The 25,480-nt window shown below is 65.4% G+C and carries 21 protein-coding genes; 11 read left to right on the top strand and 10 right to left on the bottom strand.

Going from position 1 to position 25,480, the window contains the following annotated elements; all coding sequences use genetic code 11:
- Window positions 1-13 precede the first annotated feature (13 nt).
- Together BDOA9_RS16460 and BDOA9_RS16455 are read right to left on the bottom strand one after the other, a co-directional pair.
- A complete protein-coding gene (locus BDOA9_RS16460; RefSeq protein WP_025035048.1) occupies window positions 14-709 on the bottom strand; it encodes a hypothetical protein in 696 nt (231 codons plus the stop codon).
- Window positions 706-1,275, bottom strand: a complete 570-nt coding sequence (locus BDOA9_RS16455) for a sigma-70 family RNA polymerase sigma factor (RefSeq protein WP_025035047.1) — start codon at window positions 1,273-1,275, stop codon at window positions 706-708. The genes BDOA9_RS16460 and BDOA9_RS16455 overlap by 4 nt, the downstream gene beginning before the upstream one ends.
- A gap of 438 nt (window positions 1,276-1,713) precedes the next feature.
- Between BDOA9_RS16455 and BDOA9_RS16450 the strand changes: the two genes are divergently transcribed.
- Both BDOA9_RS16450 and BDOA9_RS16445 read left to right on the top strand, forming a co-directional pair.
- Entirely contained in the window at window positions 1,714-2,871 is a 1,158-nt protein-coding gene (locus BDOA9_RS16450) for a GGDEF domain-containing protein (protein ID WP_025035046.1), read from the top strand.
- Between the two features lie 63 nt (window positions 2,872-2,934).
- On the top strand, window positions 2,935-4,035 hold the full coding sequence (locus BDOA9_RS16445) for a DUF2336 domain-containing protein (RefSeq protein WP_025035045.1): 1,101 nt from the start codon (window positions 2,935-2,937) through the stop codon (window positions 4,033-4,035).
- A 9-nt stretch (window positions 4,036-4,044) separates the two neighbouring features.
- Here BDOA9_RS16445 and BDOA9_RS16440 read toward each other — a convergent pair whose 3' ends face one another.
- Window positions 4,045-4,683 carry an NrsF family protein gene (locus tag BDOA9_RS16440; protein ID WP_025035044.1) on the bottom strand — a complete coding sequence of 213 codons (639 nt, stop codon included), beginning with the start codon at window positions 4,681-4,683 and terminating at the stop codon, window positions 4,045-4,047.
- Window positions 4,684-4,685: 2 nt separating this feature from the next.
- Window positions 4,686-5,231, bottom strand: a complete 546-nt coding sequence (locus BDOA9_RS16435) for a sigma-70 family RNA polymerase sigma factor (RefSeq protein WP_025035043.1) — start codon at window positions 5,229-5,231, stop codon at window positions 4,686-4,688.
- A gap of 284 nt (window positions 5,232-5,515) precedes the next feature.
- Between BDOA9_RS16435 and BDOA9_RS16430 the strand changes: the two genes are divergently transcribed.
- The 5 genes from BDOA9_RS16430 to BDOA9_RS16410 all read left to right on the top strand — a co-directional run bounded on the left by BDOA9_RS16430 (window position 5,516) and on the right by BDOA9_RS16410 (window position 10,271).
- The gene (locus BDOA9_RS16430; protein ID WP_025035042.1) at window positions 5,516-6,157 is read left to right on the top strand and encodes a hypothetical protein; all 642 of its coding nucleotides are present in this window, start codon (window positions 5,516-5,518) and stop codon (window positions 6,155-6,157) included.
- A 106-nt stretch (window positions 6,158-6,263) separates the two neighbouring features.
- Window positions 6,264-7,043: an enoyl-CoA hydratase gene (locus BDOA9_RS16425; protein ID WP_025035041.1), complete on the top strand. Its 780-nt coding sequence runs from the start codon at window positions 6,264-6,266 to the stop codon at window positions 7,041-7,043.
- A 187-nt stretch (window positions 7,044-7,230) separates the two neighbouring features.
- Window positions 7,231-8,673 (top strand): TolC family outer membrane protein, encoded by a 1,443-nt coding sequence (locus BDOA9_RS16420; RefSeq protein ID WP_025035040.1) that lies wholly within the window; start codon window positions 7,231-7,233, stop codon window positions 8,671-8,673.
- Window positions 8,674-8,699: 26 nt separating this feature from the next.
- The gene (locus BDOA9_RS16415; protein WP_025035039.1) at window positions 8,700-9,257 is read left to right on the top strand and encodes a hypothetical protein; all 558 of its coding nucleotides are present in this window, start codon (window positions 8,700-8,702) and stop codon (window positions 9,255-9,257) included.
- A 51-nt stretch (window positions 9,258-9,308) separates the two neighbouring features.
- On the top strand, window positions 9,309-10,271 hold the full coding sequence (locus tag BDOA9_RS16410) for an amidohydrolase family protein (protein ID WP_025035038.1): 963 nt from the start codon (window positions 9,309-9,311) through the stop codon (window positions 10,269-10,271).
- Window positions 10,272-10,274: 3 nt separating this feature from the next.
- On the opposite strand, the gene BDOA9_RS16405 is transcribed toward BDOA9_RS16410, so the two are convergent.
- The 3 genes from BDOA9_RS16405 to BDOA9_RS39895 all read right to left on the bottom strand — a co-directional run bounded on the left by BDOA9_RS16405 (window position 10,275) and on the right by BDOA9_RS39895 (window position 15,139).
- Window positions 10,275-13,391 (bottom strand): efflux RND transporter permease subunit, encoded by a 3,117-nt coding sequence (locus BDOA9_RS16405; RefSeq protein ID WP_025035037.1) that lies wholly within the window; start codon window positions 13,389-13,391, stop codon window positions 10,275-10,277.
- A gap of 29 nt (window positions 13,392-13,420) precedes the next feature.
- Window positions 13,421-14,671: an efflux RND transporter periplasmic adaptor subunit gene (locus BDOA9_RS16400; protein WP_025035036.1), complete on the bottom strand. Its 1,251-nt coding sequence runs from the start codon at window positions 14,669-14,671 to the stop codon at window positions 13,421-13,423.
- 333 nt (window positions 14,672-15,004) lie between these two features.
- A complete protein-coding gene (locus BDOA9_RS39895) occupies window positions 15,005-15,139 on the bottom strand; it encodes a hypothetical protein (protein ID WP_256375396.1) in 135 nt (44 codons plus the stop codon).
- A 68-nt stretch (window positions 15,140-15,207) separates the two neighbouring features.
- On the opposite strand from BDOA9_RS39895, the gene BDOA9_RS16395 reads away from it, so the two are divergent.
- Together BDOA9_RS16395 and BDOA9_RS16390 are read left to right on the top strand one after the other, a co-directional pair.
- Window positions 15,208-15,495, top strand: coding sequence for a hypothetical protein (locus BDOA9_RS16395; RefSeq protein WP_025035035.1), 288 nt, complete (start codon window positions 15,208-15,210; stop codon window positions 15,493-15,495).
- Window positions 15,496-15,705: 210 nt separating this feature from the next.
- Window positions 15,706-16,476: an SDR family NAD(P)-dependent oxidoreductase gene (locus BDOA9_RS16390; RefSeq protein ID WP_025035034.1), complete on the top strand. Its 771-nt coding sequence runs from the start codon at window positions 15,706-15,708 to the stop codon at window positions 16,474-16,476.
- A 255-nt stretch (window positions 16,477-16,731) separates the two neighbouring features.
- Here BDOA9_RS16390 and BDOA9_RS16385 read toward each other — a convergent pair whose 3' ends face one another.
- From BDOA9_RS16385 to BDOA9_RS16375, 3 genes are read right to left on the bottom strand one after another with little or no spacing between them, the layout of a single operon-like run.
- A complete protein-coding gene (locus BDOA9_RS16385; protein ID WP_025035033.1) occupies window positions 16,732-20,304 on the bottom strand; it encodes an error-prone DNA polymerase in 3,573 nt (1,190 codons plus the stop codon).
- Window positions 20,301-21,896 (bottom strand): Y-family DNA polymerase, encoded by a 1,596-nt coding sequence (locus tag BDOA9_RS16380; protein WP_042336140.1) that lies wholly within the window; start codon window positions 21,894-21,896, stop codon window positions 20,301-20,303. The genes BDOA9_RS16385 and BDOA9_RS16380 overlap by 4 nt, the downstream gene beginning before the upstream one ends.
- A complete protein-coding gene (locus BDOA9_RS16375) occupies window positions 21,793-22,581 on the bottom strand; it encodes an ImuA family protein (protein ID WP_025035031.1) in 789 nt (262 codons plus the stop codon). The genes BDOA9_RS16380 and BDOA9_RS16375 overlap by 104 nt, the downstream gene beginning before the upstream one ends.
- Before the next feature lie 162 nt (window positions 22,582-22,743).
- Here BDOA9_RS16375 and BDOA9_RS16370 point away from each other — a divergent pair, with 162 nt between their 5' ends.
- Both BDOA9_RS16370 and BDOA9_RS16365 read left to right on the top strand, forming a co-directional pair.
- Window positions 22,744-23,979 (top strand): putative DNA modification/repair radical SAM protein, encoded by a 1,236-nt coding sequence (locus BDOA9_RS16370; protein ID WP_025035030.1) that lies wholly within the window; start codon window positions 22,744-22,746, stop codon window positions 23,977-23,979.
- Window positions 23,979-25,421, top strand: a complete 1,443-nt coding sequence (locus tag BDOA9_RS16365) for a UdgX family uracil-DNA binding protein (RefSeq protein WP_025035029.1) — start codon at window positions 23,979-23,981, stop codon at window positions 25,419-25,421. Before BDOA9_RS16370 ends, BDOA9_RS16365 begins: the two co-directional genes overlap by 1 nt.
- The last annotated feature ends 59 nt before the right edge of the window (window positions 25,422-25,480 follow it).

Genomic DNA, 25,480 nt, shown 5'->3' with positions numbered 1-25,480 from the left:
TCAGCAGCGCTGCCTACGGCGCCGCGACGGCGAGGTTGACGAATTTCTCGCGCTGCATCCTGCCGAGCAGCGAGGCGAGCTCGTCCTGGCTCATCGCCTTGTCGAACTGGAGACGGAACATGCCGCCCTTGGCATCGCCGATGATCGAAGCCTGGTAGCTGTCGAGCAGCGCGGTGATGTCGGCGACGCGCGCCTCGGGCGTGAAGCGCACCAGCGCACGCGCCGGCGCGGCCGCGCTGCCGAGTTCGCGTGTGATCGGCGCACTGGTCGAGAGCGAGGCGGTCTGGAAAGTCGCCGGCTGGTTCTTCATCAGCACGGCACCGATGATTCCGGCCTGCAGCACGAGCGCGACGGCGCCGAGGCTCGCCGACCAGGCCAGCGTGCGCGGGGACAGGCTCGCGAAGAAGGTCGAGATGCGCGCCGAAAGCGGCAGCGAGCCGCTCGCCCGGGCCGGCTCGGCGTCGATCGCGGCGAACAGCTTCTGCATCGCGCGCGCCGACGGAGCGCCCAGGCTCTCGTTCAGGTGAATGGTCTCTTCGTACTCGCCGCGGATCGCCGCATATTGCTTCGCCAGTTCCGGATCACGCGCCAGCGCTTCCTCGACACGACGCGCATCGCGCGGGTTCAGCGTGCCGGCGGCGTGCCAGGGCAGCAGCAGTTCAATCTCACTGGGCTCTTGCTCCAGCATCTTTTTGCTCAAAGCCATCATGGCCAGCCTCGCTCAACGCCGGCTGCCTTCAGCAGTTCGGCCAGTTTCTTGCGCGCATAGAACAAGCGCGTCTTCACAGTGTTCTCCGGAATCCCGACGATTTCGGCCACTTCTTCCACGGACTTCTCGTGGTAGTAGACGAGATCGACGATTTCCCGGTGATCCGGCGAGAGGCCCGTCAGACACTCCCGCAACGCCTCACTGGTATCCTTCTTCTGCACCACCGTTTCCGGATCGTCGGACGTATCCTCGATCGCGTTGGCGGCTTCTTCGTCCAGCTCGAAATCCTTTCTGCGCCGGAGCGCAGACAGGGCCTTGAATCGGGTGATTGCCAGCAGCCAGGTGGAAACGGCGGATCGGCCCTCGAACTTGCCGGCTTGACGCCAGACGTCGAGAAACACCTCGCTGATGAGGTCTTCCGCCGCCTGCTCGTCCCGCACGAGCCTCAGCCCGAACCTGTAAACCCTGACATGATGCCGCCCGTACAGCACCTGCATGGCAAGCCGGTCACCTTGAGCGATCCTGGCGATCAGGATCTCGTCCGAAGCCGCCTGTGTCGCGCTCAATGGCCGTCTCGCAAAGTTGGTCGGGTCGATGCGGTGGACGGTTCGACGTGGGGGGCAAAATTGTTCAACCTACCGCAGTCATACGGGGGCCTGTGTGAGCTACCCCACATACGGGCATTTTTCTTGTCCCACCCACGGTGGTCAGCGTCGCCAGTCCGAATCGGTACCATAATACTGAGATATTTCCCTGCGGAATGCCTGTTCCGGGCACAGGTGGCCGGCCTCATCCGGTTCCATAGCAGCCCTGCACCACCTTTGTCGCGCCCAGCCCTGCTTCGGCTCGACCGCAGCGCACACAATACCTGATCGCCGGTAAAAATCTCACACAGGCCGATCGTCTTGTTCCACGCTGCACGGTTCGGTTTCGATTTCAAAGGATACCAAACCTAAAGGCTTGGCACGTAGGTTTTTACGCTGACATCCACCATTGGCGGAATCATGAGAACGGCCGCGACGTCCTTTCCGGAGAGGAATGCCGCAGAGGTCGCGGATCTCGTCCTCGCGCCCGAGACGACGGCTCCCGAGGTCGGCGCGCGCCGCGCCTGGCAGCGCCGACAGATGTATATCGGCCAGGTCGCAAGCTACTCGCTGGGCGGCGCGGTCCTGCTGCTCTACGCCTATGACGGCGCGGTCTCCATGTGGGTTCCGACGCTGTTCTGGCTCGGCGGCCTCCTGATCATCGGGACCTTCACTGTGCTGTCGGAAGCCGGTTTCGGCGACCGTTTCCAAGATCATTACCTCACCGTCTATCAGATCTCGGCGCATATGGCGCTGCAACTGGTGTTCCTGCTCGCGGTGCCGACCGTCGGGGTGGCGTTCCTTGCCGTGTTGTTCCTGATCTTCGCGTTCGGCTCGCTGCGCATGACGTCGAGCCAGGCCATGCTGACCTGGGGCCTCGCCACCTGCGGGCTGACCGTGGTCTTCCTGGGATCGGAACTGCCGATCGGACTGCCGGTCGCGACCCGGCTGCAGCGAACCGCCTCGATGCTTTGTTTCGTGCTGGTGATCGGGCAGTGCGCCTTCCTCGGCCTGTTCGGCGCCACGTTACGCAAGATCCTGTACACGCGCAGCATCGAATTGAAGGCCGCCTATCGACGCATCGAGGAACTGGCTGAGCTCGACGAGCTCACCGGCTCCTATAACCGCCGCTGCATCATGCGGCTCCTCGACGCCGCGATCGAAAAGTCGCGGCGGGCATCCACGCCTTGCGCGATCGCGCTGATCGATCTCGACTGGTTCAAGCGCATCAACGACGCTTACGGCCATCCCATTGGCGATGAGGTGCTGCGCACCTTCGCGATCACCATTTTCGCCAACATCCGGCCGACCGACAGTTTCGGTCGCTACGGCGGCGAGGAATTCCTGCTGCTGCTGCCGGACACGTCGGGCGACGCCGCGCTCCGCATGCTCGAGCGCCTGCGCGGCATCGTCGCCGATCTCGACTGGGGCGCGTTCTCCCCAAGCATGCGAGTGACCATTTCCGCGGGCGTCGTGACGCTGCGCGACAATGATACTGCCGACACGTTTCTCGCGCGCGCCGACAGCGCGCTCTATTCCGCCAAGGCGCAAGGGCGCAACTACATTGCAGCGAACTGACCGATCCTTTTTCCTCCGGTGCGACAGACGCCGCTGCCGGGCCAAATGCTCCAGGACAGGGCAATGAGATCCAACTCCGCAAGACCATCCGATAGCCTGCTCGAGGAATTGCAGACTGCCCTCTCGCACGGCACCGTCGCACGCCGGGTAGAGGCGCTGCGCCGCGTCACCGATCTGTTCGTGGGCAACGCGGTCAACTATTCCGACGACCACATCCGCGTGTTCGACGACGTGTTCCAGTGCCTGACCGAGCAGATCGAGACGTCGGCCAGGGCGCTGCTCGCCGAACGGCTCGCACCGATCGCGGCTGCGCCGCCGCAGATCATCCGCACGCTCGCGCTCGACGAGGTGATCGAGGTCTCCGGCCCCGTGCTGTCGAAATCGGAACGACTGGACGAGGCGACGTTGATCGAGATCGCGCGCACCAGGGGCCAGGCGCATCTCAAGGCGATCTCGCTGCGACGGACGCTGTCGGAAGCGCTGACCGACGTGCTGGTGACGCGGGGCGACGAGGACGTGGTGCAGTCGACCGTGGGCAATCCCGGCGCACGGTTCTCCGAGGAGAGTCTTGCCGACCTCGTCGTCCGCGCCGAGCGCGACGACGACCTCGCCGGCTGCATCGGCCTGCGGCCCGATTTGCCGCGCCATCACTATCTGAGGCTGGTCGCCAAGGCATCCTCGAGCGTTCGCAGGAAGCTCGCGGCCGCACATCCCGAGCTCGCGGACGAGGTGTCGAGAGCCGTCGAGGAAGCGGCCCAGCGGGTTCGCGCCGTCGCCAGGACCAAGCAGACGGAGATGGCGCGCGCGCTGGTGCAGTCGCTGCACCAGGACGGCCGTCTCAACGAGCTCCAGATCGCGGCCTTCGCCGAACAGGGCAAGTTCGACGAGACCAATGCCGGGCTCGCGGCGCTCGCGGGCGTTGCGGTCGAGACCGCCGAGACCATGATGATCGAAAGCCGTACCGAGGGCGTGATGATCCTCGCCAAGGTCGCGGGCATGCAATGGCCGAGCGTGCGCGCGATCATCGCCATGCGCGAGAAGCTCTCCGGCGGGTCGCAGAGCGACATGCTGAAGCTGCGCGACACCTACGAGGCCCTGCGCGCATCGACCGCACAACAGGTCCTGCGCTTCCACCGCATGCAGAGTGCGACGACGGTGGCGTGAAGCCGGCGGCTAGTATCTCAACACCCTCGATCCCACCGCTGCGCCGATCGCCGTCACCAGCGCGGTCGCGAGCGTGTACCAGGTCGCGACGAACAGCGGGGAATCGTCGGTGCAGTGCGAGGCATAAAGGGTCGCCGCAAGTCCGGCCGACACCAGCCCGGCGAGCGCTCCGGCAAGCGCCGGGCGGGACGGCGCGCCGTGGCGCAGGCCGAACAGCGCCCCCGCAAGCAGCGGCAGCGACATCGCGGGGATCGCGACCAGGCATACCCTGGAGTTCTTGCCCATCAGGCGCATCGTCATCGGCATGGCCGGCGCCATCATGGCCTCGCTGCCGATCGCCACCGCGAGCAGCCCGACGGGAAGCAGCAGCAGCCAGCCCCAACCGCTGAGCAGGGCTTCGGGACGCGACAAATGCAGGCTGATGATGATGGCGGGGATTGCGAGCGACAGGGTCACCGCGAACTTCATGTCGAAGAACGGATTGCGCATGGCGCTCATCACGTCGGCGCGCACGCCGAGGAATGTCGCGAAGATCAGGATCGACAAGGGCGCCGCCACCAGCAGCGCCATGGTCAGGACGGTGCCGACGCGTGGAGCGCGGTGCGCGTTGTCGACCGCGAGCGAGCGAATGAGTTGATCGGTGTCCATGATCAATGGTCCCGCAATTTGGCCGTCAGCGCCGCAAGTCCGCGATGCAGCGCGACCCGGACCGCGCCCTCGCTCATCGACAACTTCGCCGCCGTATCCTTGATCGAGGCGGCCTCGACCGCGATCGATTGCAGCACGTCGCGCTGACGCTGCGGCAGGGTTCCGAGCTGGGCGGCGACCTCGCCGGCCGAAGCGGTCTCCTGCGGTGCATCGCCCGGCAGCGTCTCGGCGAAATCGTCGATGTTGACGAACACGCGCCTGCCGCGCCGGCGGAGCGCATCGATCAGCTTGTTGCGGCCGATCGCAAACAGCCAGGGCGCGAAGGGCGCTTCGCTGTCCCAGGTATGCCGCTTCAGATGCACCGCCAACAGAATCTCCTGCACGATATCCTCGGCCTGGTCGGGCGGCTGACCTGCCCGCGCAAGGCCACGCCTCGCGGCGGCCCGCAGCACCGGCGTGACTGCTTTCAGCAGGCGATGATATGCCGCATCATCGCCTGCCATGGCCGACCGCATCAGGCCGGTCCATTCGTCCTCACGTCCGCGCACCCGCGCCCTCACCATCCAATTCGGCCGCTCTTTCAATTTGTTACGCGGGCGCCAAAATTATCACGAACTCGTGATCAAAATCCGGGCCGCGCGACCGATGCGGCCGCAAACATCTGCGAGGGCTCATAACACCGATCAGTGCGTCCTGCATCGGGCGAGCGGGATGGGGTTTGCCGCGTTTTTGCCGGGTGTAGCCCGAAGATTCCCATTTTCTGCCCCGCTATCGTCACGCCCCGGGGTCTCTGTTCGCTGCCGGGACGGGCGGAATTGGGGAGATCGTCGACATGATGAAAGCCAGCGCGCGCGCGGCCCTGATCGTTTTGGCCGGGCTTGTCTTGCTGTCCGGGGGCGTTGCACAGGCGGCGCCGAACTCGGCCGCAGGCAACAAACCGGAGAGCGCGGACAAAGTAGCCGACACGGCCAAGCACCGGCGCCACGACTCGCGCCGCACCGACGGCAAGAAGACGGTACGGAAATCCGAGGACAAGGCCGACAAGAAGGACGCGGCTGCCAAGGCCGACGAGGCCAAGAACGACAAGACCGACAGTCAGGCGCCGGCCTCGAGCCAGATGCCCCCGGAGGTCGCCAACGCCAATGCGCAGCTCGCCGATACGCCGGCTGCCGCGGCCGCGATGACCAGCCGCGCCAACGACAACGTCCAGGCGGCCGCCGATAATGCCAACGCCGAGACCCCGGAAAGCCAGGTCGTTGCGCCCGATCAGCTCAACGACATCGATCGCGCCGCGCAGGAGAGCCCGCCGCCGCAGAAGGCGGTGATTGCCGCAACCGAGGCGCGGCCGGCGCCGGTGATGGCCAGCGCCCAGCAGAGCTCGGCCTGGGACCAGAGCTCCCTGATCGGCAAGATCTTCATCGGTGTCGGCACGTTGCTGACCCTGGCCTCCGCCGCGCGCATGTTCATGGCCTGATCGGCGGTTCCGCCGGGACGTGCCCCCCGCGCGCGTCCTCCGGCCCCCTTGAAGGCATCCGCGCCAGCGGGCACATTGCCCGCTCAATCAAAAGCGTGGGTGAAGCATGAGCACGTTCGAACACATCATCGTCGAGAGCATCGGTGCGGTCGGCATCGTCAAGCTGAACCGGCCGAAGATGCTCAACGCGCTCTCCTTCGGCGTTTTCCGCGAGATCGCAGCGGCGGTCGACGATCTCGAAGCCGATGACACCATCGGCTGCATCGTCGTGACCGGCAACGAGAAGGCCTTTGCCGCCGGCGCAGACATCAAGGAGATGCAGCCCAAGGGCTTCATCGACATGTTCTCGGAGGATTTCGCCGCGATCGGCGGCGACCGCATCGCGCGCTGCCGCAAGCCGACCATTGCCGCTGTCGCGGGCTATGCGCTCGGCGGCGGCTGCGAGCTCGCCATGATGTGCGATTTCATCATCGCCGCCGACACCGCGAAGTTCGGCCAGCCCGAGATCACGCTCGGCACCATTCCCGGCATTGGCGGTACCCAGCGGCTGACCCGCGCGATCGGCAAGTCCAAGGCCATGGACCTCTGCCTCACCGGCCGGATGATGGACGCCGCGGAAGCCGAGCGAAGCGGCCTCGTCAGCCGTATCGTACCCGCCGACAAGCTGATGGACGAGGTCATGGCGGCCGCCGAGAAGATCGCCGCGATGTCGCGCCCTGCGGCCGCGATGGCCAAGGAAGCGGTGAACCGCGCCTTCGAGACCACGCTCGCCGAAGGCATGAGCGTCGAGCGCAACCTGTTCCATGCAACCTTCGCGCTCGAGGACCGCTCGGAGGGCATGGCGGCGTTCATCGAGAAGCGCAAGCCGGTGAACAAGAACCGTTAGCACCCGAGCCGGTCATGCCGGTGTAAGGCTCCGGCGCTTTCCCGCGCACATCCTGTGACGCGCCTGCAACAAGCACGGAATACATGGAGGTTTTCCCCGCGGCAGTTTGCCTGCGGGACCTCGGCTGGCTAAACAGCTAAGAGGCCATCGTCGGCGGGGGCGGACAGCCGGGATTAAGCGGGATTACATGATTGGGCGTACCGCCAGAGCTGGTCGCGGGGTGACGCGGCGTCGATCGGGCGCGGGTTCTGTGCTTGCGACATGGACCACGCTGGCGCTCTCTTGCGCGCTCTCTTGCGCCCTTCCCTCCGCGGCATGGGCCGAAGCCCTGCCGGAAGCCTTGGCAAAAGCCTACCAGACCAATCCGCAGCTCAATGCCGAGCGTGCGCGCCAGCGCGCCACCGACGAGAACGTGCCGCAGGCCCTCGCCGGCTACCGGCCGCAGATCGTGGCGAGCCTCAGCGCCGGCCTGCAATCGGTACGCAATCTGTTGCCCGACAACACCATCCAGACCGGCAATCTGAAACCCTGGATCATCGGCGTCACGGTGACGCAGAGCCTGTTCAACGGCTTCCGCACCGCCAACGGCGTGCGGGCCGCCGAGTTCCAGGTGCAGTCGGGCCGCGAAGCGCTGCGCAACGTCGGCCAGGGCGTCCTGCTCGATGCGGTCACCGCCTACACCAACGTGCTCGCCAACCAGTCGCTGGTCGAGGCGCAGCGCTCCAACGTCGCCTTCCTGCGCGAGACGCTCGCCGTCACCCAGCGCCGCCTCAATGCCGGCGACGTCACGCCGACCGACACCGCACAGGCCGAGGCCCGCCTCAACCGTGGCCTCGCCGATCTCAACGCGGCCGAGGTCGCGCTTGCGATCAGCCAGGCCACCTATGCGCAAGTGATCGGCAATGCGCCCTCGCAGCTCAGGCCTGCCGAGGCCGTCGACCGCTATCTGCCGAAGAGCCGCGAGGACGCCATGACGATGGCGATCCGTCAGCATCCGGCGGTGATGGCCGCCAGCTTCGACGTCGATGTCGCCTCCACCAACATCCGCATCGCCGAAGGCACGCTGCTGCCGAGCGCGACCATCCAGGGCAGCGCCAGCAAGAGCCGCAACAACGACCCGACCCTCGGGACCCTGGCCGAGGACCAGGCCTCGATCGTCGCCAACGTCACCGCGCCGATCTACGACGGCGGCCAGGCCGCGGCGCAGACCCGGCAGGCCAAGGAGATCACGGCGCAGAGCCGCCTCGTGCTCGACCAGGTGCGCAACCAGGCGCGCACGGCGGCGGTCAGTGCCTGGGTCGCGAATGAAGGCGCCAAGGTCACGGTCTCGGCCTCCGAATCCGAGGTGAAGGCGGCCACGGTCGCGCTGCAGGGCGTGCAGCGCGAGGCCGCCGGCGGCCAGCGCACGACCGTGGACGTTCTGAACTCGCAGGCCGACCTGATCCAGGCCAAGGCCCGCCTGATCGGCGCGCAACGCGACCGCGTGATCGCCTCCTACACGCTGCTCAGCGCCATCGGCCATCTCGACGTCAAGACGCTGAACCTGAACACGCCGGATTACCTGCCCGAGGTGCACTACCACCAGGTCCGCGACGCCTGGCACGGCCTGCGCACGCCGTCGGGGCAGTAGCCTCAAAATCTCTTCGGTGGATGCAGATGAAAAGCCGCCGCATCCATCTGACGGGAGCCTCGGGCTCCGGCGTGACCACGATCGGACGCGCGCTCGCGGGCCGGCTGGCGCTGCCGCATCACGACAGCGACGACTATTTCTGGCTGCCGACCGTGCCGCCCTATCAGACAACCCGCCCCGCCGCCGACCGCCTGCGCCTGATGCGCGAGATGTTCTTGCCGCGTCTCGACTGGGTGCTGAGCGGCTCCGTCACCGGCTGGGGCGAAGAGCTCGTTTCGTACTTCGACCTCGTCGTCTTCGTGACGGCGCCGCGCGATATCCGGATGAAACGATTGCGCGCCCGGGAGGCCGCGCATTTCGGTGCCGATGCCGTCGCGCCGGGCGGCTGGCGCCATGGCGAGACCGAAGAGTTCGTCGAATGGGCCTCCCATTACGAAGCCGGCGATCGCGAAGGCCGCAGTCTCGCCAAGCATGAAGCGTGGCTCTCGGGCCTGCCCTGCCCGGTCGTGCGCGTGGACGGCTCACGTCCGCTTGCTGGTCTCGTCGAGCAGCTATGCAGCGAAGCGGAGCGGTTACCCGGCTGATGTGATAGTCTCCTCCCACTCGCCGATAAAAAACAAGACGGGAGAGAAACCATGCTCAGCCGACGCAGCGTCCTGCTTGCCTCCCTTGCGGCCGGAGTAACCATGACCAGCAAAGCCCATGCCCGCGCGGCGCAGCCTGCGACGCCGATCAATTTCGACGTCCCGGCACATGCCTGCGACTGCCATACCCATATTCATGGCGATGTCGAAAAGTTTCCGTTCTTCGCGGGACGCGTCTATACGCCGGAGCCGGCTTCGCCGGAAGAAATGGCCGCGCTGCACAAAGCGCTGCATATCGAGCGCGTGGTGATCGTGACGCCGAGCGTCTACGGCACCGACAATTCTTCCACACTGTTCGGCATGAAGGCCCGCGGCGCGACCGCGCGCGGCGTCGCCGTGATCGACGACAAGACGCCGGAGAGCGCGCTCGATACGATGCACCAGGAGGGCTTCCGCGGCATCCGCCTCAATCTGGCGACCGGCGGCGTCAACGATCCCAATGTCGGCCGGCCGCGCTTCACCGCCGCCGTCGAGCGCATGAAGGCGCGCGGCTGGCACGTGCAGCTCTACACCACGCTGGCCATGATCTCCGCGATCAAGGACCTCGTCGAGACGGCGCCGGTGCCGGTCGTGTTCGACCATTTCGGCGGTCTCGAGGCTTCGCTCGGGCTGGAGCAGCCAGGCTTCTCCGATCTTGTCGCGCTGGTGAAGTCCGGCAAGGCCTATGTGAAGATCTCGGGCGCCTATCGCTCATCGAAGCTCGCGCCCGACTATCAGGACATGGTGCCTTATGCCCGCGCACTGATCGCGGCCAATGCGGACCGCATCGTCTGGGGCACCGACTGGCCGCATCCGGATTCGAGCCGCGTCGAGGGCCGCAAGCCCACCGACATCGCGCCGCTCTATCAGATCGACGACGGCCGCCTGCTCAACCAGCTTCCGGTGTGGGCGCCGGATGCCGAGGTGCGCAGGAAGATCCTGGTCGACAATCCGGTGCGGCTCTACGGGTTCTGACGATCAACGCGCGCGGCGGGAGAAGAAGGAAATCAGGACCGGCAGGGTCACGAGGATCACGACCGGCGCCAGCATCATGCCGGTGACGACGACGACCGCGAGCGGCTTCTGCACCTGTGAGCCGATGCCTTCCGACAGCGCCGCCGGCAGGAGGCCGACGCCTGCGACGACGCAGGTCATCAGCACCGGACGGAGCTGCAGCTCGCCGGTGCGCACCACGGCGCTCATGCGGTCCATGCCCTCTTCGATCAGCTGGTTGAACTGGGACAGGATGATGATGCCGTCCATCACCGCGATGCCGAACAGCGCGATGAAGCCGATCGCCGCGGAGACGCTGAACGCGGTGCCCGAGATCAAGAGGCCGAGCACGCCGCCGAAGATCGCCATCGGGATCACGCTCATCGCGAGCAGCGTGTCGGTCATCGAGCCGAAGTTGAACCAGAGCAGCACGCCGATCAGCGCCAGCGAGATCGGCACCACGATCGAGAGCCGCCGGATCGCGTCCTGGAGATTGCCGAACTCGCCGACCCATTCCATGTGCGAGCCCGCCGGCAGCTGCACCTGCTCGGCGATCTTCTGCTGCGCCTCGCTGATCGCGCTGCCGAGATCGCGTTCGCGCACCGAGAACTTGATCGGCAGATAGCGCTCCTGCTGCTCGCGATAGATGTAGGCGGCGCCGGAGACGAGGCTGATGGTCGCGACCTCGCTCAAGGGGATTTGCGTGACGGTGCCGTTCGACCCGGGCGCGCCGATCCGCAAATTCTGGATCGCCTCGGCGCTACGGCGATATTCCGGCGCGAGGCGGACGATGATCGGGAAGTGGCGGTCGCTTCCGGGCTCGTAGAGGTCGCCGGCGGTGTCGCCGCCGATCGCGACCTTGATGGTGGCGTTGATGTCGCCCGGTGCAAGGCCGTATCGCGCTGCCTTGGCGCGGTCGATGTCGATCTGAACGGTCGGCTGCCCCAGCGAGGTGAACACGGCAAGGTCGGTCACGCCCTGCACGGTCGACAGCACCTGCTTGATCTTGTTGGCGGTGTCGGTGAGCGCCTGGAGGTCGCTACCGAACAGCTTGATCGAGTTCTCGCCCTTCACGCCGGAGACGGCTTCGGAGACGTTGTCCTGCAGATATTGCGAGAAGTTGAACTCGACGCCGGGGAAGCGATCGTCGAGCTGTTTGAGCAATTGCGCGGTCAGCTCTTCCTTGTCGCGGGTGCCGGGCCATTGGCTCACGGGCTTGAGCGGCGCGAAGAACTCGGCGTTGAAGAAGCCGGCGGCGTCGGTGCCGTCGTCGGGACGACCGTGCTGCGACACGACGGATTCGACCTCGGGCCGGGCGCGGATCACCTTGCGCATCTCGTTGACGTAGCTGTTGCCTTCCTGGAGCGAGATGGTCGGCGGCAGCGTGGCACGGATCCAGAGATTGCCCTCCTCCAGCTTCGGCAGGAATTCGAGGCCGAGCAGCCGGCTGAGCGCCACCGTCATCAGCACGAGGCCGACCGCACCGCCGAGGACGATGTTGCGATGGGCGACCGCCCAATTCAGCACGGGCATGTAGAGCCGGTGCAGAATCAGCATCACCTTGGTCTCGGTCTCCTCGACATGCGCGGGCAGGATGATCGCGGACAGTGCGGGAGTCACGGTGAAGGTCGCAAGCAGACCGCCGGCCAGCGCATAGGCATAGGTGCGCGCCATCGGGCCGAAGATATTGCCCTCCACGCCAGACAGCGTGAACAGCGGCAGGAAGGCCGCGATGATGATCGCGGCCGCAAAGAAGATCGATCGCGAGACGTCGGCGGCCGCGCTGAGGATGGCATGGCTCTTCATGCCGAACAGCGTCTCGGAAGACATATGCTCGGCTTCCGACATCGGCGTCGTTTGCGTCAGACGCCGGAAGATCGCCTCCACCATGATCACGGTGGCATCGACGATCAGGCCGAAATCGATCGCGCCGACCGACAGCAGGTTGGCCGATTCCCCGCGCAGCACCAGGATGATGACGGCGAAGAACAGCGCGAACGGGATGGTGGCGCCGACGATCAACGCGCTGCGGAGATCGCCGAGGAAGATCCACTGCAACAGCACGATCAGCAGGATGCCGATCACCATGTTGTGCAGCACCGTGTGGGTGGTGAGCTCGATCAGGTCGCCGCGGTCGTAGATGCGCTCGATGCGCACGCCGGGCGGCAGGATGCTGGAGTTGTTGATCTGCTGGACGAGCTCGTGGACGCGCTTGATGGTCGGCGAGCTCTGCTCGCCGCGCCGCATCAGGACGATGCCCTGCACGATGTCGTCGGAATCGTCGATGCCGGCAATGCCGAGACGTGGCTTCTGGCCGACGGTGACGGTGGCGACGTCCTTGACCAGCACCGGATTGCCGCCCGTCTGCGCCACCATGGTGTTGGCGAGGTCGTCGATCGAGCGGATCAGGCCGACGCCGCGCACGACGGCGGATTGCTGGCCGATATTGACGGTGTTGCCGCCGACATTGACGTTGGAATTGCCGACCGCCTGGAGCAGTTGCGGCAAGGTCAGGCCGTTGGCGACCAGCTTGTTGAAGTCGACCTGGATCTCGTAGGTCTTGCTCCTGCCGCCCCAGCCGGTGACGTCGATTACGCCGGGCACCGCGCGGAAGCGGCGCTGCAGCATCCAGTCCTGGATGGTCTTGAGGTCGAGCACGCTGTAATTCGGCGGGCCGACCAGGCGATAGCGGAAGATCTCGCCGATCGGGCTGAGCGGGGAGATCTGCGGCTGCACGTTGCCGGGCAGCGGCGCGAGCTGCGCCAGGCGGTTCAGCACCTGCTGCAGCGCCTCGTCATAGGTGTAGGCGAAGGAGAACTGGATTTTGACGTCGGACAGACCGTAGAGCGAGATCGTGCGGATGGTCGTGATATTCTTCAGGCCGGCGACCTGGGTCTCGATCGGGATCGTGATGTAGCGCTCGATCTCCTCGGCCGACAGGCCGGGGCTCTGCGTCACGATGTCGACCATCGGCGGGGTGGGATCGGGATAGGCCTCGATGTTGAGCCGGTTGAACGCGATCAGACCGCCGATCAGAACGGCGGCGAACATGCCGACCATCAGGAAACGCCGGTTGACGGCAAGGGCAACGAGACGATCCATTCAGGTCTTCAATTTTCTTGGGTCGTCGATCAGCTGCCGGACGCCGCGCGGTCGATGAACAGACTGCCTTTGGTGACGATCTGCTCGCCGGGCTTGAGATTGCTGGTGACCTCGACGAGGTTGCCGTTGATGAGACCGATCTTGATCTGGCGCAGCTCGACCGACTTGTCCTCACGCGCGACCCAGAGGCGGACCTTGTCGGCCTCGTAGATCAGCGCCTGCTTCGGCACCGCCGGCGCGGCGCGGTCGCCGGCCGAATAGATCGTGACGTTCGCGAACATTTCCGGCTTGAGCAGCCCGTCCTTGTTGTCGATCGTGGCGCGGACCAGCAGGCGGCGGGTGGCGGGGTCGATCGCGGCGGCAACGTAGTTGATCTTGGCGCTGAACGGGCGGCCCGGCAGCGCCATCACGTTGACGGTGATGTCCTGGCCGATGCACACAGCGGCCGCATCGCTCTCGCGCACGAAGGCGGTGAGCCAGACCGTCGAGAGGTCGCCGACCACAAAGACCGGATCGCTGGCGCCGGAATTGACGTATTGGCCCGGGCCGATCTTGCGCTGCACGACGGTGCCGGAGATCGGCGAATAGATCGTGATCTCCCGATCGATGACGCCTTTTTCCTGGAATGTCCTGATGGCCTCGTCGGTGAAGCCGAGGATGCGCAGCTTGTTGCGCGCGGCTTCCAGCGCCGTCACCGAGGAGCGCATGTCGTTTTGCGCCTGCACCTGGGTCGCTTCCGCCTGCTGATAGTCCTTGAGCGGAATGGCATGGCCCTCGTAGAGATCCTTGGCGCGCTTGAACTGGATGTCGGAAAGCTCGAGCACCGACTTCGCCTTGTTCTGCGAGGTCATCGCCGCGACGAAATCGTTCTGGGCCTGCACGGTGTCGGCGGCTTCGATCGTAAACAGCGGCTGCCCTTGCTTCAGCGTCTCGCCCGGCTTTGCGAGCAGCTTGGTGACACGGCCCGCATAGGGCGAGAACACCGGCGTCGAGCGATCCTCGTCGACCGCGACCTTGCCCTCGGTGACATACTCGGCGCGGAAGCTCCTCGCGGCGACCGGTTCGATCGCCAGCGTCGCCCATTCGGACGGCGTGGGCGTGAAGGTCTGCGCATTCCTGCGCGACTGGCTGGAGATTTCGGAGTGCTTCTTTTCCTTCGGCCCTGAAGAGAAGAAGCCGTACGCTCCGACACCGGCGCCGGCGAGAGCTAGTAAAACTACGGATGCGACCACCCGTTGCTTTGCAATCACGCGCAATCGCTTGGTAATCTCAACTGCCATGGGGCCCGTCGTGTCTGCGACGATCTCGGCAAATGATTGCCTCATCGGTCGCGCTAATAGTGCCGAATTCCGATTTCAAACAACCTAAAAAGCGCAGGACACCCCGCGTTGGCGTTAAAAGTTTGCGACTTGTCAGCTTCATGTCAGCTTCGTGCCGGATGACCGCCGAGCGCATTGCCGGGGGGCTCCATTGCGCCGGCGTTGTCGACAGCCGAACGGAATGCTGCACCGCGTTCAACGCGCCGAAGCCAGATTGCATGTGTTCTATGAACGCAGCATGTACGACCTCTCCCGTAAGATCCGGGCCGTTCAATCCAAGGGCGGCCGCCGCGATCATGGTCTGGCCGGCGACGGCAACGAGGACGGGATTTGCGGCTCCTCGCCGGTCAGCCGCACGCGGCCGAGCGCAGTCGGATCGCCTCGGGCGGAGGTCCAGATGCCCTCGAGAATGTCGGCGGGGCTGTGCATGACTGCTTCTCTCCCTGCTCATTTGCTGTACTTTTCGCGACCGTGTCATGATCGCAGAAAGGAATGCAATGGCCGCCATCGATCCCCTCATCGCAGGTGCCGTATTCATCGCGACGGCGGCCACCGACGCCGTCTATGTCATGTTCACCTCGGCCGTGATCGCGCGCAAACGCATCCCCGCTGCGAACTGGAGCGCGGTCTGGTACCTGCTCTCCTCCTACGCCGTGATCAGCTACACCGAGAACGCCTTCTATGTCGCCTTCGCCGCGATCGGCTCCTGGACCGGCGCCTATGTCTCGCTGACGTTCCTGCACCGCCCGCCCGGCGGTCCGCCGGTCGGGGCCGCGCCGGAGTGAAGGGCGCACATTTCTCTCCACGTCATTGCGAGCCAACGGGTCCGCGCGCGGCGCGGCCCCATGACAGGCTGCGCGAAGCAATCCAGGACCTTTCCGCGGATGCATTTCTGGATTGCTTCGTCGCAAGAGCTCCTCGCAATGACGACCTGGAGGCTTCTGGCCGTCTCTCGAAACAGCTACACTGCACGGACCAACAAAAAGGAGCCAACAATGGATCTCGGTCTCAAGGGCAAGAACGCCGTCGTGCTCGGCGGCACGCGCGGCATCGGGCGGGCGATTGCGGCGACGCTGGCCGGTGAAGGCGCCAATGTCGCGGTGTGCGCGCGCAACGCCGATCAGGTTGCGACAACCGTTGCGGAGTTGAAGGCGAGCGGCATCCGCGCCACCGGCGGCACGGTCGACGTCACCGACGGCGCGGCGCTGAAAGGCTGGATCGAGACGGCTGCGAAAGATCTCGGCGGCATCGACCTGCTGTTCTCCAATGCCGGCGCAATGGCGCAAGGGCACGATCCCGCATCCTGGGAGCAGAATTTCCGGCTCGACGTGCTCGGCGCCGTGCACGCCTTCGACGCCGCCCGGCCGTTCCTCGAGACAAGCAGCGCCGAAGGCGGCGATGCGGCCTTCGTGATCATCTCGTCGATCGCCGCGGCGCAGGCGGACACGGCCAGCTCCTACGGCCCGATCAAGGCCGCGCTGATCCACATGGCCAAGGGGCTGGCGCGGCAATACGCGAGGAAGAAGATCCGCGTGAATGTCGTCTCGCCCGGCACCGTCTATTTCAAGGGCGGCGTCTGGGAAATGATCGAGAAGAACATGCCGGAGCGGTACAACGACGCGATGAAGCGCAATCCGACCGGCCGCATGGCGACACCGCAGGAGATCGCGAGCGCGGCGGTGTTTCTGGCGAGCCCGGTGTCGGGATTCACCACGGGGTCGAATCTCGTCGTGGACGGTGCGATCTCGAACCGGGTGAATTTTTAGGGGGAAGCTAGAGTATAGGTTGCCGAACTCTCTCCTCCGTCATGGCCGGGCTTGACCCGGCCATCCACGCGGTCTAGCGAACGCAGGAAGACATGGATGCCCGGGTCAAGCCCGGGCAACTGAGAATGAGCGCGCCGTCATTGCAACAACCGTCATTGCGAGCGCAGCGAAGCAATCCAGGATCCCGTCGCGGAGACAGTGTGGATTGCTTCGCTGCGCTCGCAATGACGGCGTGGCGGGCAGCGCGCCTTGCAGTCAATGAAAATCCCGCGACGGTGGCAGGATGCGGACGTTGCGGGGGTGACGGATTTTTTGCGCTGGCATATCCGTAAGGGCGCGGGGATCTTCGTTGAGCGGCTCGACCACGGTGGTGCCTGCGGGCAGCGGATGCTTGCGGCTGAGCGCATCGTTGGCGAGGCCGACAAGATCGTGCGAGCGGTCGACCATGCGCTGGGCGATCAGATGCGTCACCTTCTCCGGGCTGCTCTGGATATAGCCCTGTACCTCGATGAGGCGCGCGCCCATCACCTCTTTCCGGTACTGCTCCATGATCTTGGGCCAGACCACGACATTGGCGATGCCGGTTTCGTCCTCCAGCGTCATGAACACGACGCCGCTGGCGCTGCCCGGCCGCTGCCGCACCAGGACCACGCCGGCGCAGCGGACGCGGCGCCGCTCGTTCTCATGGCTGATCTCCTTGCAGGCGACGATACGCTCGCGCGTCAACATCTCGCGCAGGAATTCCATCGGGTGCCCCTTCAGCGACAGCCGGATGGTCTGGTAGTCCGCGACCACCTGCTCGGCGCGCGGCATCACCGGCAGCGGTTTTGCGCCTTCGTCCGGCTGCTCGCGCGCGGTCGCCGCCTCGAACAGCGGCAGCGGCACGTCGTCGGGCAGCCGCCGCACCTGCCACAGCGCCTCGCGGCGGTCGAGCCCGAGCGAGCGGAACGCATCGGCGTCCGCCAAGAGGATCAGCGCGCGCTTGGGCAGGCCGGTGTCGCGGGCGAAATCTTCCAGTGACGTGAAGGGGCGACGGTTGCGCGCGGCGACGATGCGGTCGGCCCAGTCCTGCTGAGGCATCGGAGGTGCTACACCTCTCCCATAGGGAGAGGTCGCGCCGAAGGCGCGGGTGAGGGGTGGGGTCTCTCGAGGGACCTGAGCCCCCTCACCCGATTTGCACTCGACGATGCTTCGCATCGCGAGGAGCAAATCGACCTCTCCCCGTTGGGGAGAGGTGAACGGAGCCTGCGGCAAGACCGGCCCAATCACGGAAGATTCTTCAGGCAAATCCCGGAATGACAGCTGGGAGCGTTTCAGTCTCTCTTCATCTTCATCCAGCCAATGGAAGCCGTCGATCTGGCGGAAGCCGAGGCGCACGGCGCAGTACTTGCCGCTCCCCTGCTCCAGCGTGTTCTGCGCAAAGCTGTAGGACACGTCGATGTCGCGGACCTCGACACCGTTCTTGCGGGCATCGCCGACGATCTGCGCCGGCGCATAAAAGCCCATCGGCTGCGAGTTCAACAGACCGCAGCAGAAGGCGTCGGGATGATAGTGCTTCAGCCACGACGAGATGTAGACCAGCTGCGCAAAGCTCGCGGCATGGCTCTCCGGAAAGCCGTAGGAGCCAAATCCCTTGATCTGGTCAAAGCAGCTTTTGGCGAAATTGGGGTCGTAGCCGCGGGCGACCATGTTGCCGATCAGCTTCTCCTCGTATTGGCCGATGGTGCCGACATTGCGGAAGGTCGCCATCGAGCGGCGCAGGCCGTTGGCTTCCTCGGAGGTGAAATGTGCGGCCTCGATCGCGATGCGCATCGCCTGCTCCTGGAACAGCGGGACACCGAGCGTCTTGTGCAGCACCTTGTAGAGTTCGTCCTTGTCGCCATGCTCCGGCGACGGAGACGGATAGCTCACCTTTTCCAGCCCGTTCCGCCGCCGCAAGTAAGGATGCACCATGTCGCCCTGGATCGGCCCGGGACGCACGATCGCGACCTCGATGACGAGATCGTAGAAGGTGCGCGGCTTCAGCCGCGGCAGCATGTTCATCTGGGCGCGGCTCTCGACCTGGAACACGCCGAGCGATTCCCCGCGGCACAGCATGTCATAGACGTTGGGATCGTCCTGCGGGACGCTCGCCAGCACAAAACGCTCGCCCTTGTGCTGGTCGATCAGATCGAAACATTTCCTGATGCAGGTCAGCATGCCCAGGGCGAGCACGTCGACCTTCATCATATGAAGCGCGTCGACGTCGTCCTTGTCCCATTCGATGAAGGTGCGGTCGTCCATCGCGGCATTGCCGATCGGCACATAGGTGTCGAGCCGGTCCTGGGTCAGCACATAGCCGCCGACATGCTGGGAAAGATGGCGCGGGAATTCGATCAGCTCGGTCGCGAGCTCGACCGCGAGATTGATCATGGGATTTTGCGGATCGAGCCCGGCCTGCCGGACCTGCATGTCGTTGAGGCCCTTGCCCCAGCTGCCCCAGACGGTATCGGCGAGCGCGGCGGTGACGTCCTCGGTCAGGCCGAGCGCCTTGCCGACGTCGCGGATGGCGCTGCGCGGGCGGTAATGGATGACGGTGGCGATGATCGCGGCGCGGTGGCGGCCGTAGCGGCGGTAGACATATTGCATCACCTCTTCGCGCCGCGAATGCTCGAAATCGACGTCGATATCGGGCGGCTCCAGCCGTTCCTTGGAGATGAAGCGCTCGAACAACAGGTCGACCTTGGTCGGGTCGACCGAGGTGATGCCGAGCACGTAGCACACGGCCGAATTCGCCGCCGAGCCGCGGCCCTGGCACAAAATGTTCTGGCTGCGCGCGTAGTGCACGATGTCGTGCACGGTGAGGAAGTAGTGCGCGTATTTCAGCTCGGCGATCAGCGCGAGCTCCTTCTTCAGGGTGGCGCGCAGCTTGTCGTCGATCTTGCCGTCGAAATATTTGTCGACGCCCGCCCAGGTCAGATCCTCCAGATGCCCCTGCGCGGTCTTGCCCGGCGGCACCGGCTCGTCGGGATATTGGTACTTGAGCTGGTCGAGCGAGAACTCGATTGCGTCCGCGAAGCGCATGGTCTCCGCGACTGCCTCGGGGACATCGCGGAACAGCCGCGCCATCTCGCGCGGCGTTTTCAGGAAGCGCTCGGCATTGGCCTCGAGCTTCCGCCCAATCGCCTCGATCGTGGTCTTTTCCCGGATGCAGGTCAGCACGTCCTGAAGCGGACGGCGGCCGGGATCGTGATACAGCACCTCGTTGGTCGCGAGCAGCGGCACCTTGGCCTTTGCGGCGAGATCATCGAGCCGCGAGAGACGACGCTTGTCGTCGCCGCGATAGAGCAGGCTCGCCGCCAGCCAGACGCCATCGGCGCGACTGGCTTTGAGCTTTGCGAGGACATCCAGCGCCTGCACGGCTTCGAAGCGATGCGGCAGCGTCAGGACCAGGAGCTGGCCTTCCGAGAATTCCAGGAGATCGTCAAGCCTGAGATGACACTCGCCCTTCTCGATCCGCGTGATGTCGTCGCCGCGCTTGCCCCTCGTGAGGAGCTGGCACAGCCGGCCATAGGCGGCGCGGTCGCGTGGATAGACCAGGATGTCGGGCGTGCCGTCGATGAAGACGATGCGGGCGCCGATCAACAGTTTCGGCTTGTGCAGCACCTTGTCATTGTCGAGCTCGTTCCAGGCGCGCACCACGCCGGCGAGCGTGTTGTGGTCGGCGATGCCGATCGCGGGAATCCCGAGCTTGCTGGCCTGATGCACATAGGCGCGCGGATCCGAGCCGCCGCGCAGGAAGGAGAAGTTCGTGGTGATGCCGATCTCGGCATAGCCAGGCGTATTCATGCGAAGAGACCGTGCACATACCAGCCGGGAGACGCAGGCTTGCCGTCACCGTCGAACACCTCGCCTTCATAGAGACCGTCGCGAAAGATCCAGAAACGCAGGCCCTCGGCATCCTCGATGCGGAAATAATCCCGCGTCAGCTGCTTGCCGTCCTGCCGCCACCATTCCATCGCGATGCGCTCGGGCCCCTCCACCCGCACCACCGCATGCAGCGCGCGGCGCCAGGTGAATTGATGCGGCGGGCCGTCGGGCACGGTCGCGAACGGCACCTTGATCGGCTCCGGCTTGTCGAACAGCCGCAAGGGACGCAGCGGCGGCTCGCTCTCGGTGCGCGCGGGCCATGTGGCCTGCATGGCGGCGGTGAGATGATGCTGCGCCGATGCGGCCAGCACCGCACGTTCGGGGATGTGGGTGTCCTGCGGCAAGTGCACGACGACGCGTTTTCCCCCGATGCGCGCGGCGATGCGGTCGATCAGCGCGGCGAGCTCGTCATTGTCGTGGACATGCGCGTCGAGATCGCGCTGCTCCTGCGCCACGATCTCGGTGCGGCTCGCCGACAGCCGCACCATGTCGAAGCCGAAGCCGGGATCGAGGGGATCGGCGAGTGCATCGAGCCGCTCGCGGAACAGGCGGTCGATCACCGCGCTCCGCGTCACGGGGCGACCGGTCTCGACCGTGATCGTGCGCACCACGCCGTCGGTGCGGAAGAAGGCGGCCTCCAGCCGCCGCGCGCCCTTGCCCTGTTTCTCCATCGAGGCGATCAACGTGTCCGCCAGGCGCGACAGCGTCATCGCGATCATGGTGTCGGTCGCGATCGGCTCGGCAAAGCGTTTTTCCACGATGTAGTCGGGCAGCGGTTTGCGCGGACTTATCGGCGCATCGCCCTGCCCCAGCGCATGGGCGAGCAGCGTGGAGAACCGGGCGCCGAACCGCGCCGTGATCTCGCTCCGCTCGCGCGATGCGACATCGCCGATGGTCTTCAGCCCGGCGCGGCGCAGGCCGGTGGTGATGGCCTCACCTGCACCGAGCGCGGAGACTGGAAACGACCTGATCGCCTCCGCCTCGCCGCCATCGGCCACGATGGTGCCGGATGCCTGCCGCGTCAGCGTGCGGGCACAGACCGAGGTGCCCGCAATCGCCGCGCTGACGGCAAAGCCTTGCCGGGCCAAGGCGCGGACCAGCGTCTTGAGCAGCGCGGCCTCACCGCCGAACAGATGGGCACAGCCGGTAATGTCGAGGAACAGCCCGTGCGGCGGATCGAGCGCCACCAGCGGGGTGAAGCGGTCGCACCAATCGGCGATGTCGCTGAGCGTCTTCGCATCGGCCACGAGATCGGCGTCGAACACACGCAAGTCCGGACACATCGCCCGCGCATTGGCCAGCGGCTGGCCGATATACAGGCCGAGGCGTTCGGCGGCCTCGTCCAGCGCATGGATCACCAGCGCATTATTGTCCTTGATGACGACGATATCAGGCTGATGATTGGCTTTACCCAGCCCGGCGCTGTTGAAGAAGCGCTGGATCCTGTCGATGGGCAGGCGCGGCAGCCACAGGCTGAGGATACGTCGACGGTTCACTGAACTGGCACTCATCACAATTCCATTCCATGATCCACCGGCCGCAGGGGCCATGACGATTGCGCAACAGCTCGGCATCGAAGCGCGGCGCGCCCCAAACGCTCCAGGCGGCCCCCGGCGGCGAATGCGCCGCACGCAGCATCCATCGTGTTTCCGCGGTCGAAGGCAGCGGCTGCGCCGCCATCCGCAGCAAGAGGCCGGTAACGCCCGAGCCTTGCGCGGCGAGCGTCAGCTTGCGGCTTGCCACGAGATCAAACTGCCTGGTCTCGCCCCAGAGCTCGAGCACGACGGCCCCCAGCGCATCGCAGGCAAGCGCGTCGGCCGAGGTGCGCAGCGCGCTCTCGACATCGGCGGCGCGCACCATCACCACACGGCGCGGATCGAGGCCAAGCTCGGCGAGCCCGCTCATCGACAGGGCGCCGGTTTCCACTTCCGAAAAATCCTGCCGCACCCACAATAGCGGCCGGCGCGCGCTCACGCGTCCCGCAAGGCCCATGACGAAGCCCGTCGCGGCCGCGCCCTGACGCCCCTCACAAAACACCTCGTGGATCGCCGCGCGCGCGAGTCCGCCTTTCAGCGCGGCGTCGGCCGCGCCATGGCCGAGCGCGATACGATCGCGCGGATGCACGACCTCCGCCGTCTCGATGCGCTCGATCTGGCCGCGCAGGATCGCAAGCGCGCTGATGCGTGCGCCGCTCATATACGCCGCTCCTTCAGAGGTGATTGCCGATGGCTCTCGAAAGAGAAACCAGCGGCTGGCTCATTTGTTCATGATATGTTCTAATATAAAGCTAACGGCGCTCAAAGAGTCAATCGAATTGGCGCACGTCGGATTCATGAGCGGAATCAAAGGGATTTAGACATGGACGTGCAACGCAAGCTGGAGATCCTCGCCGACGCCGCCAAGTACGACGCGTCCTGTGCCTCCAGCGGCACCGAAAAGCGGGATTCCAGCGACGGCAAGGGCATGGGCTCGACCGCGCCTGGCATGGGTATCTGCCATTCCTACGCGCCGGACGGGCGCTGCATCTCGCTGCTCAAGGTGCTGTTGACCAATGCCTGCAACTACGATTGCCTCTATTGCGTCAACCGCGCCTCCTCCAACGTGCCGCGCGCCCGCTTCACCATCGACGAACTGGTCAAGCTCACGCTCGACTTCTACCGGCGCAATTACATCGAGGGCCTGTTTCTCTCCTCCGGCATCATCCGCAGCCCTGATTACACGATGGAGCAGGTGGTGAGCGTCGCGCGCAAACTGCGCGAGGAGCATCACTTCCGCGGCTACATCCATCTGAAGACCATTCCCGAGGCCGACGATGCGCTGATCGCCGAGGCCGGCAAATATGCCGACCGTCTCTCGATCAACATCGAGATGCCCGAGGAGACGAGCCTGCAGCAATTCGCGCCGGAGAAGGACGTCCGCGCAATCCGCCGCACCATGGGCCGGCTGCGGCTGAAGCTGGACGAGGCCGAGGAATATCGCAGCGCGAGAACCAAAGCGAAGCCGCAGCGCTTCGCGCCCGCCGGCCAGAGCACGCAGATGATCGTCGGCGCCGATAGTGCCTCCGATCACACCATTCTCCACACCAGCGCCAATCTCTACGGCGCCTACCGGCTGCGGCGCGTCTATTACTCGGCCTTCAGCCCGATCCCCGATGCCAGCCGCGCACTGCCCCTGCGCGCGCCGCCGCTGCTGCGCGAGCACCGGCTCTACCAGGCCGACTGGCTGATGCGGTTCTACGGCTTCGATGTCGGCGAGATCGTCGAGGACAGCGCCATGCTGCCGCTCGACATCGATCCCAAGCTCGCCTGGGCGCTGCGCCATCGCGACCGTTTCCCGCTCGACGTCAACCGCGCCAGCCGTGAGGAGCTGCTGCGGGTGCCGGGCTTCGGCACCAGGACGGTCGACCGCATCATCGCAACAAGGCGCACCACCACGATCCGCCTTGCCGATCTCGAGCGATTGCATATCCCCCGCAACAAGGCGCTGCCGTTCATCGTCCTCAGCGATCACCGACCCTCGCCGCATCGTCTCGATGCCGCCGGACTGATCGATCGATTCAAGCCGAAAGCGACACAACTGGGATTTGGCTTCTGATGCAGTACATCACGCTCGACACCGAAACCGATTTTGACGGCTGGCGCAAAGCCGCGCGCAGCCTCGTGCTCCACCACGTGCCCCCCAGCGACGTCACCTGGACCGTGCAGGGCGGCGAAGCGGATTTGTTCGCGCCGCAAGCGCCGTCTCCGATCCTCGCGGTGAACGACGGCACCTTCAACGTACCAGGCAAATTCGTCGAGCTCGCCAAGGCGGCGATCCTGCATCGCCACAGTGAGCGCTTTGCGATCCTCTATCGCCTGCTGTTCCGGCTGAAGGACAACCATGATCTCATCGAGGTCGCGACCGACCCCGATGTCGCGCTCGTCACTTCCATGGTGAAAGCGGTCTATCGCGACGAGCACAAGATGCACGCCTTCGTGCGCTTCCGCGAAATCGGCCGGGAACGCCAGGCCCATTACGTCGCCTGGTTCGAGCCGGAGCATCACATCGTCGAGCTCGCCGCGCCGTTCTTCGCCAAGCGCTTTGCCGACATGCCCTGGTCGATCCTGACGCCGGACCTCTGCGCGCATTGGGACGGCCACGCGCTCTCGTTCACACCGGGCGTCAGCAAGAGCGAGGCGCCGGGCGAAGACCGGCTCGAGGAAACCTGGCGGCGCTATTATGCCAGCATCTTCAATCCGGCCCGGCTCAAGGTGAAGGCGATGCAGGCCGAGATGCCGAAGAAATATTGGAGGAACCTGCCGGAGGCTTCGATCATTAAGCCCTTGATCGAGGACGCCGAACGCATGACCGGCGCCATGATCGCCAATGCCGCGACCGATCCGCACAAGCCTCAGAAGCGGCCGGAGGCTCCGATGAAACGCAAGCCAGCTGTCGACGATCTCGAAACGCTCCGCGAGGAAGCCGCCCATTGCCGCGCCTGCCATCTCTACAAGGACGCGACGCAGACCGTGTTCGGGGAAGGTCCTGAGAATGCCAATATCATGCTGGTCGGCGAGCAGCCCGGCGACAAGGAAGACCTCGCCGGCCATCCCTTCGTCGGCCCGGCCGGCCAGATGCTCGACCGCGCGCTGCAGGAAGCCGGCGTCGACCGCAAAAAGGTCTATGTCACAAACGCGGTGAAGCACTTCAAATTCGTGCCGCGCGGAAAGATCCGCCTGCACCAGAAGCCGAACACAACGGAGATCCGCGCCTGCCGGCAATGGTACGAGCGGGAAGTCTCAGTCATCCAGCCGGAACTCATCGTGGCGATGGGCGCCACCGCCGCGCAAAGCGTGTTCGGCAAGATCACTCCGATCGGCAAGAACCGCGGCCGGTTGATCGATCTTCCCGACGGGCGCAAAGCGCTCGTGACGGTGCATCCGTCCTACCTGCTGCGGCTGCCCGATCCCGAAGCCAAGGCGCTGGAGTATCGACGCTTTGTCGAAGACCTGAAGATCGTCGCCGGCTTGCAGAAGAAGGCCGCACGGGCCGCCTAAACTGGCAGGAAAGCGCCTCTCGCGCCCCGGTTGTCATCCAACCTTCAAATCCGTCGCGG

Source organism: Bradyrhizobium sp. DOA9 (assembly GCF_000617845.2).
Taxonomy (GTDB): domain Bacteria; phylum Pseudomonadota; class Alphaproteobacteria; order Rhizobiales; family Xanthobacteraceae; genus Bradyrhizobium.
The sequence above is the reverse complement of the archived record's forward strand: the minus strand, read 5'-3'. Positions and strand labels throughout refer to the sequence as shown.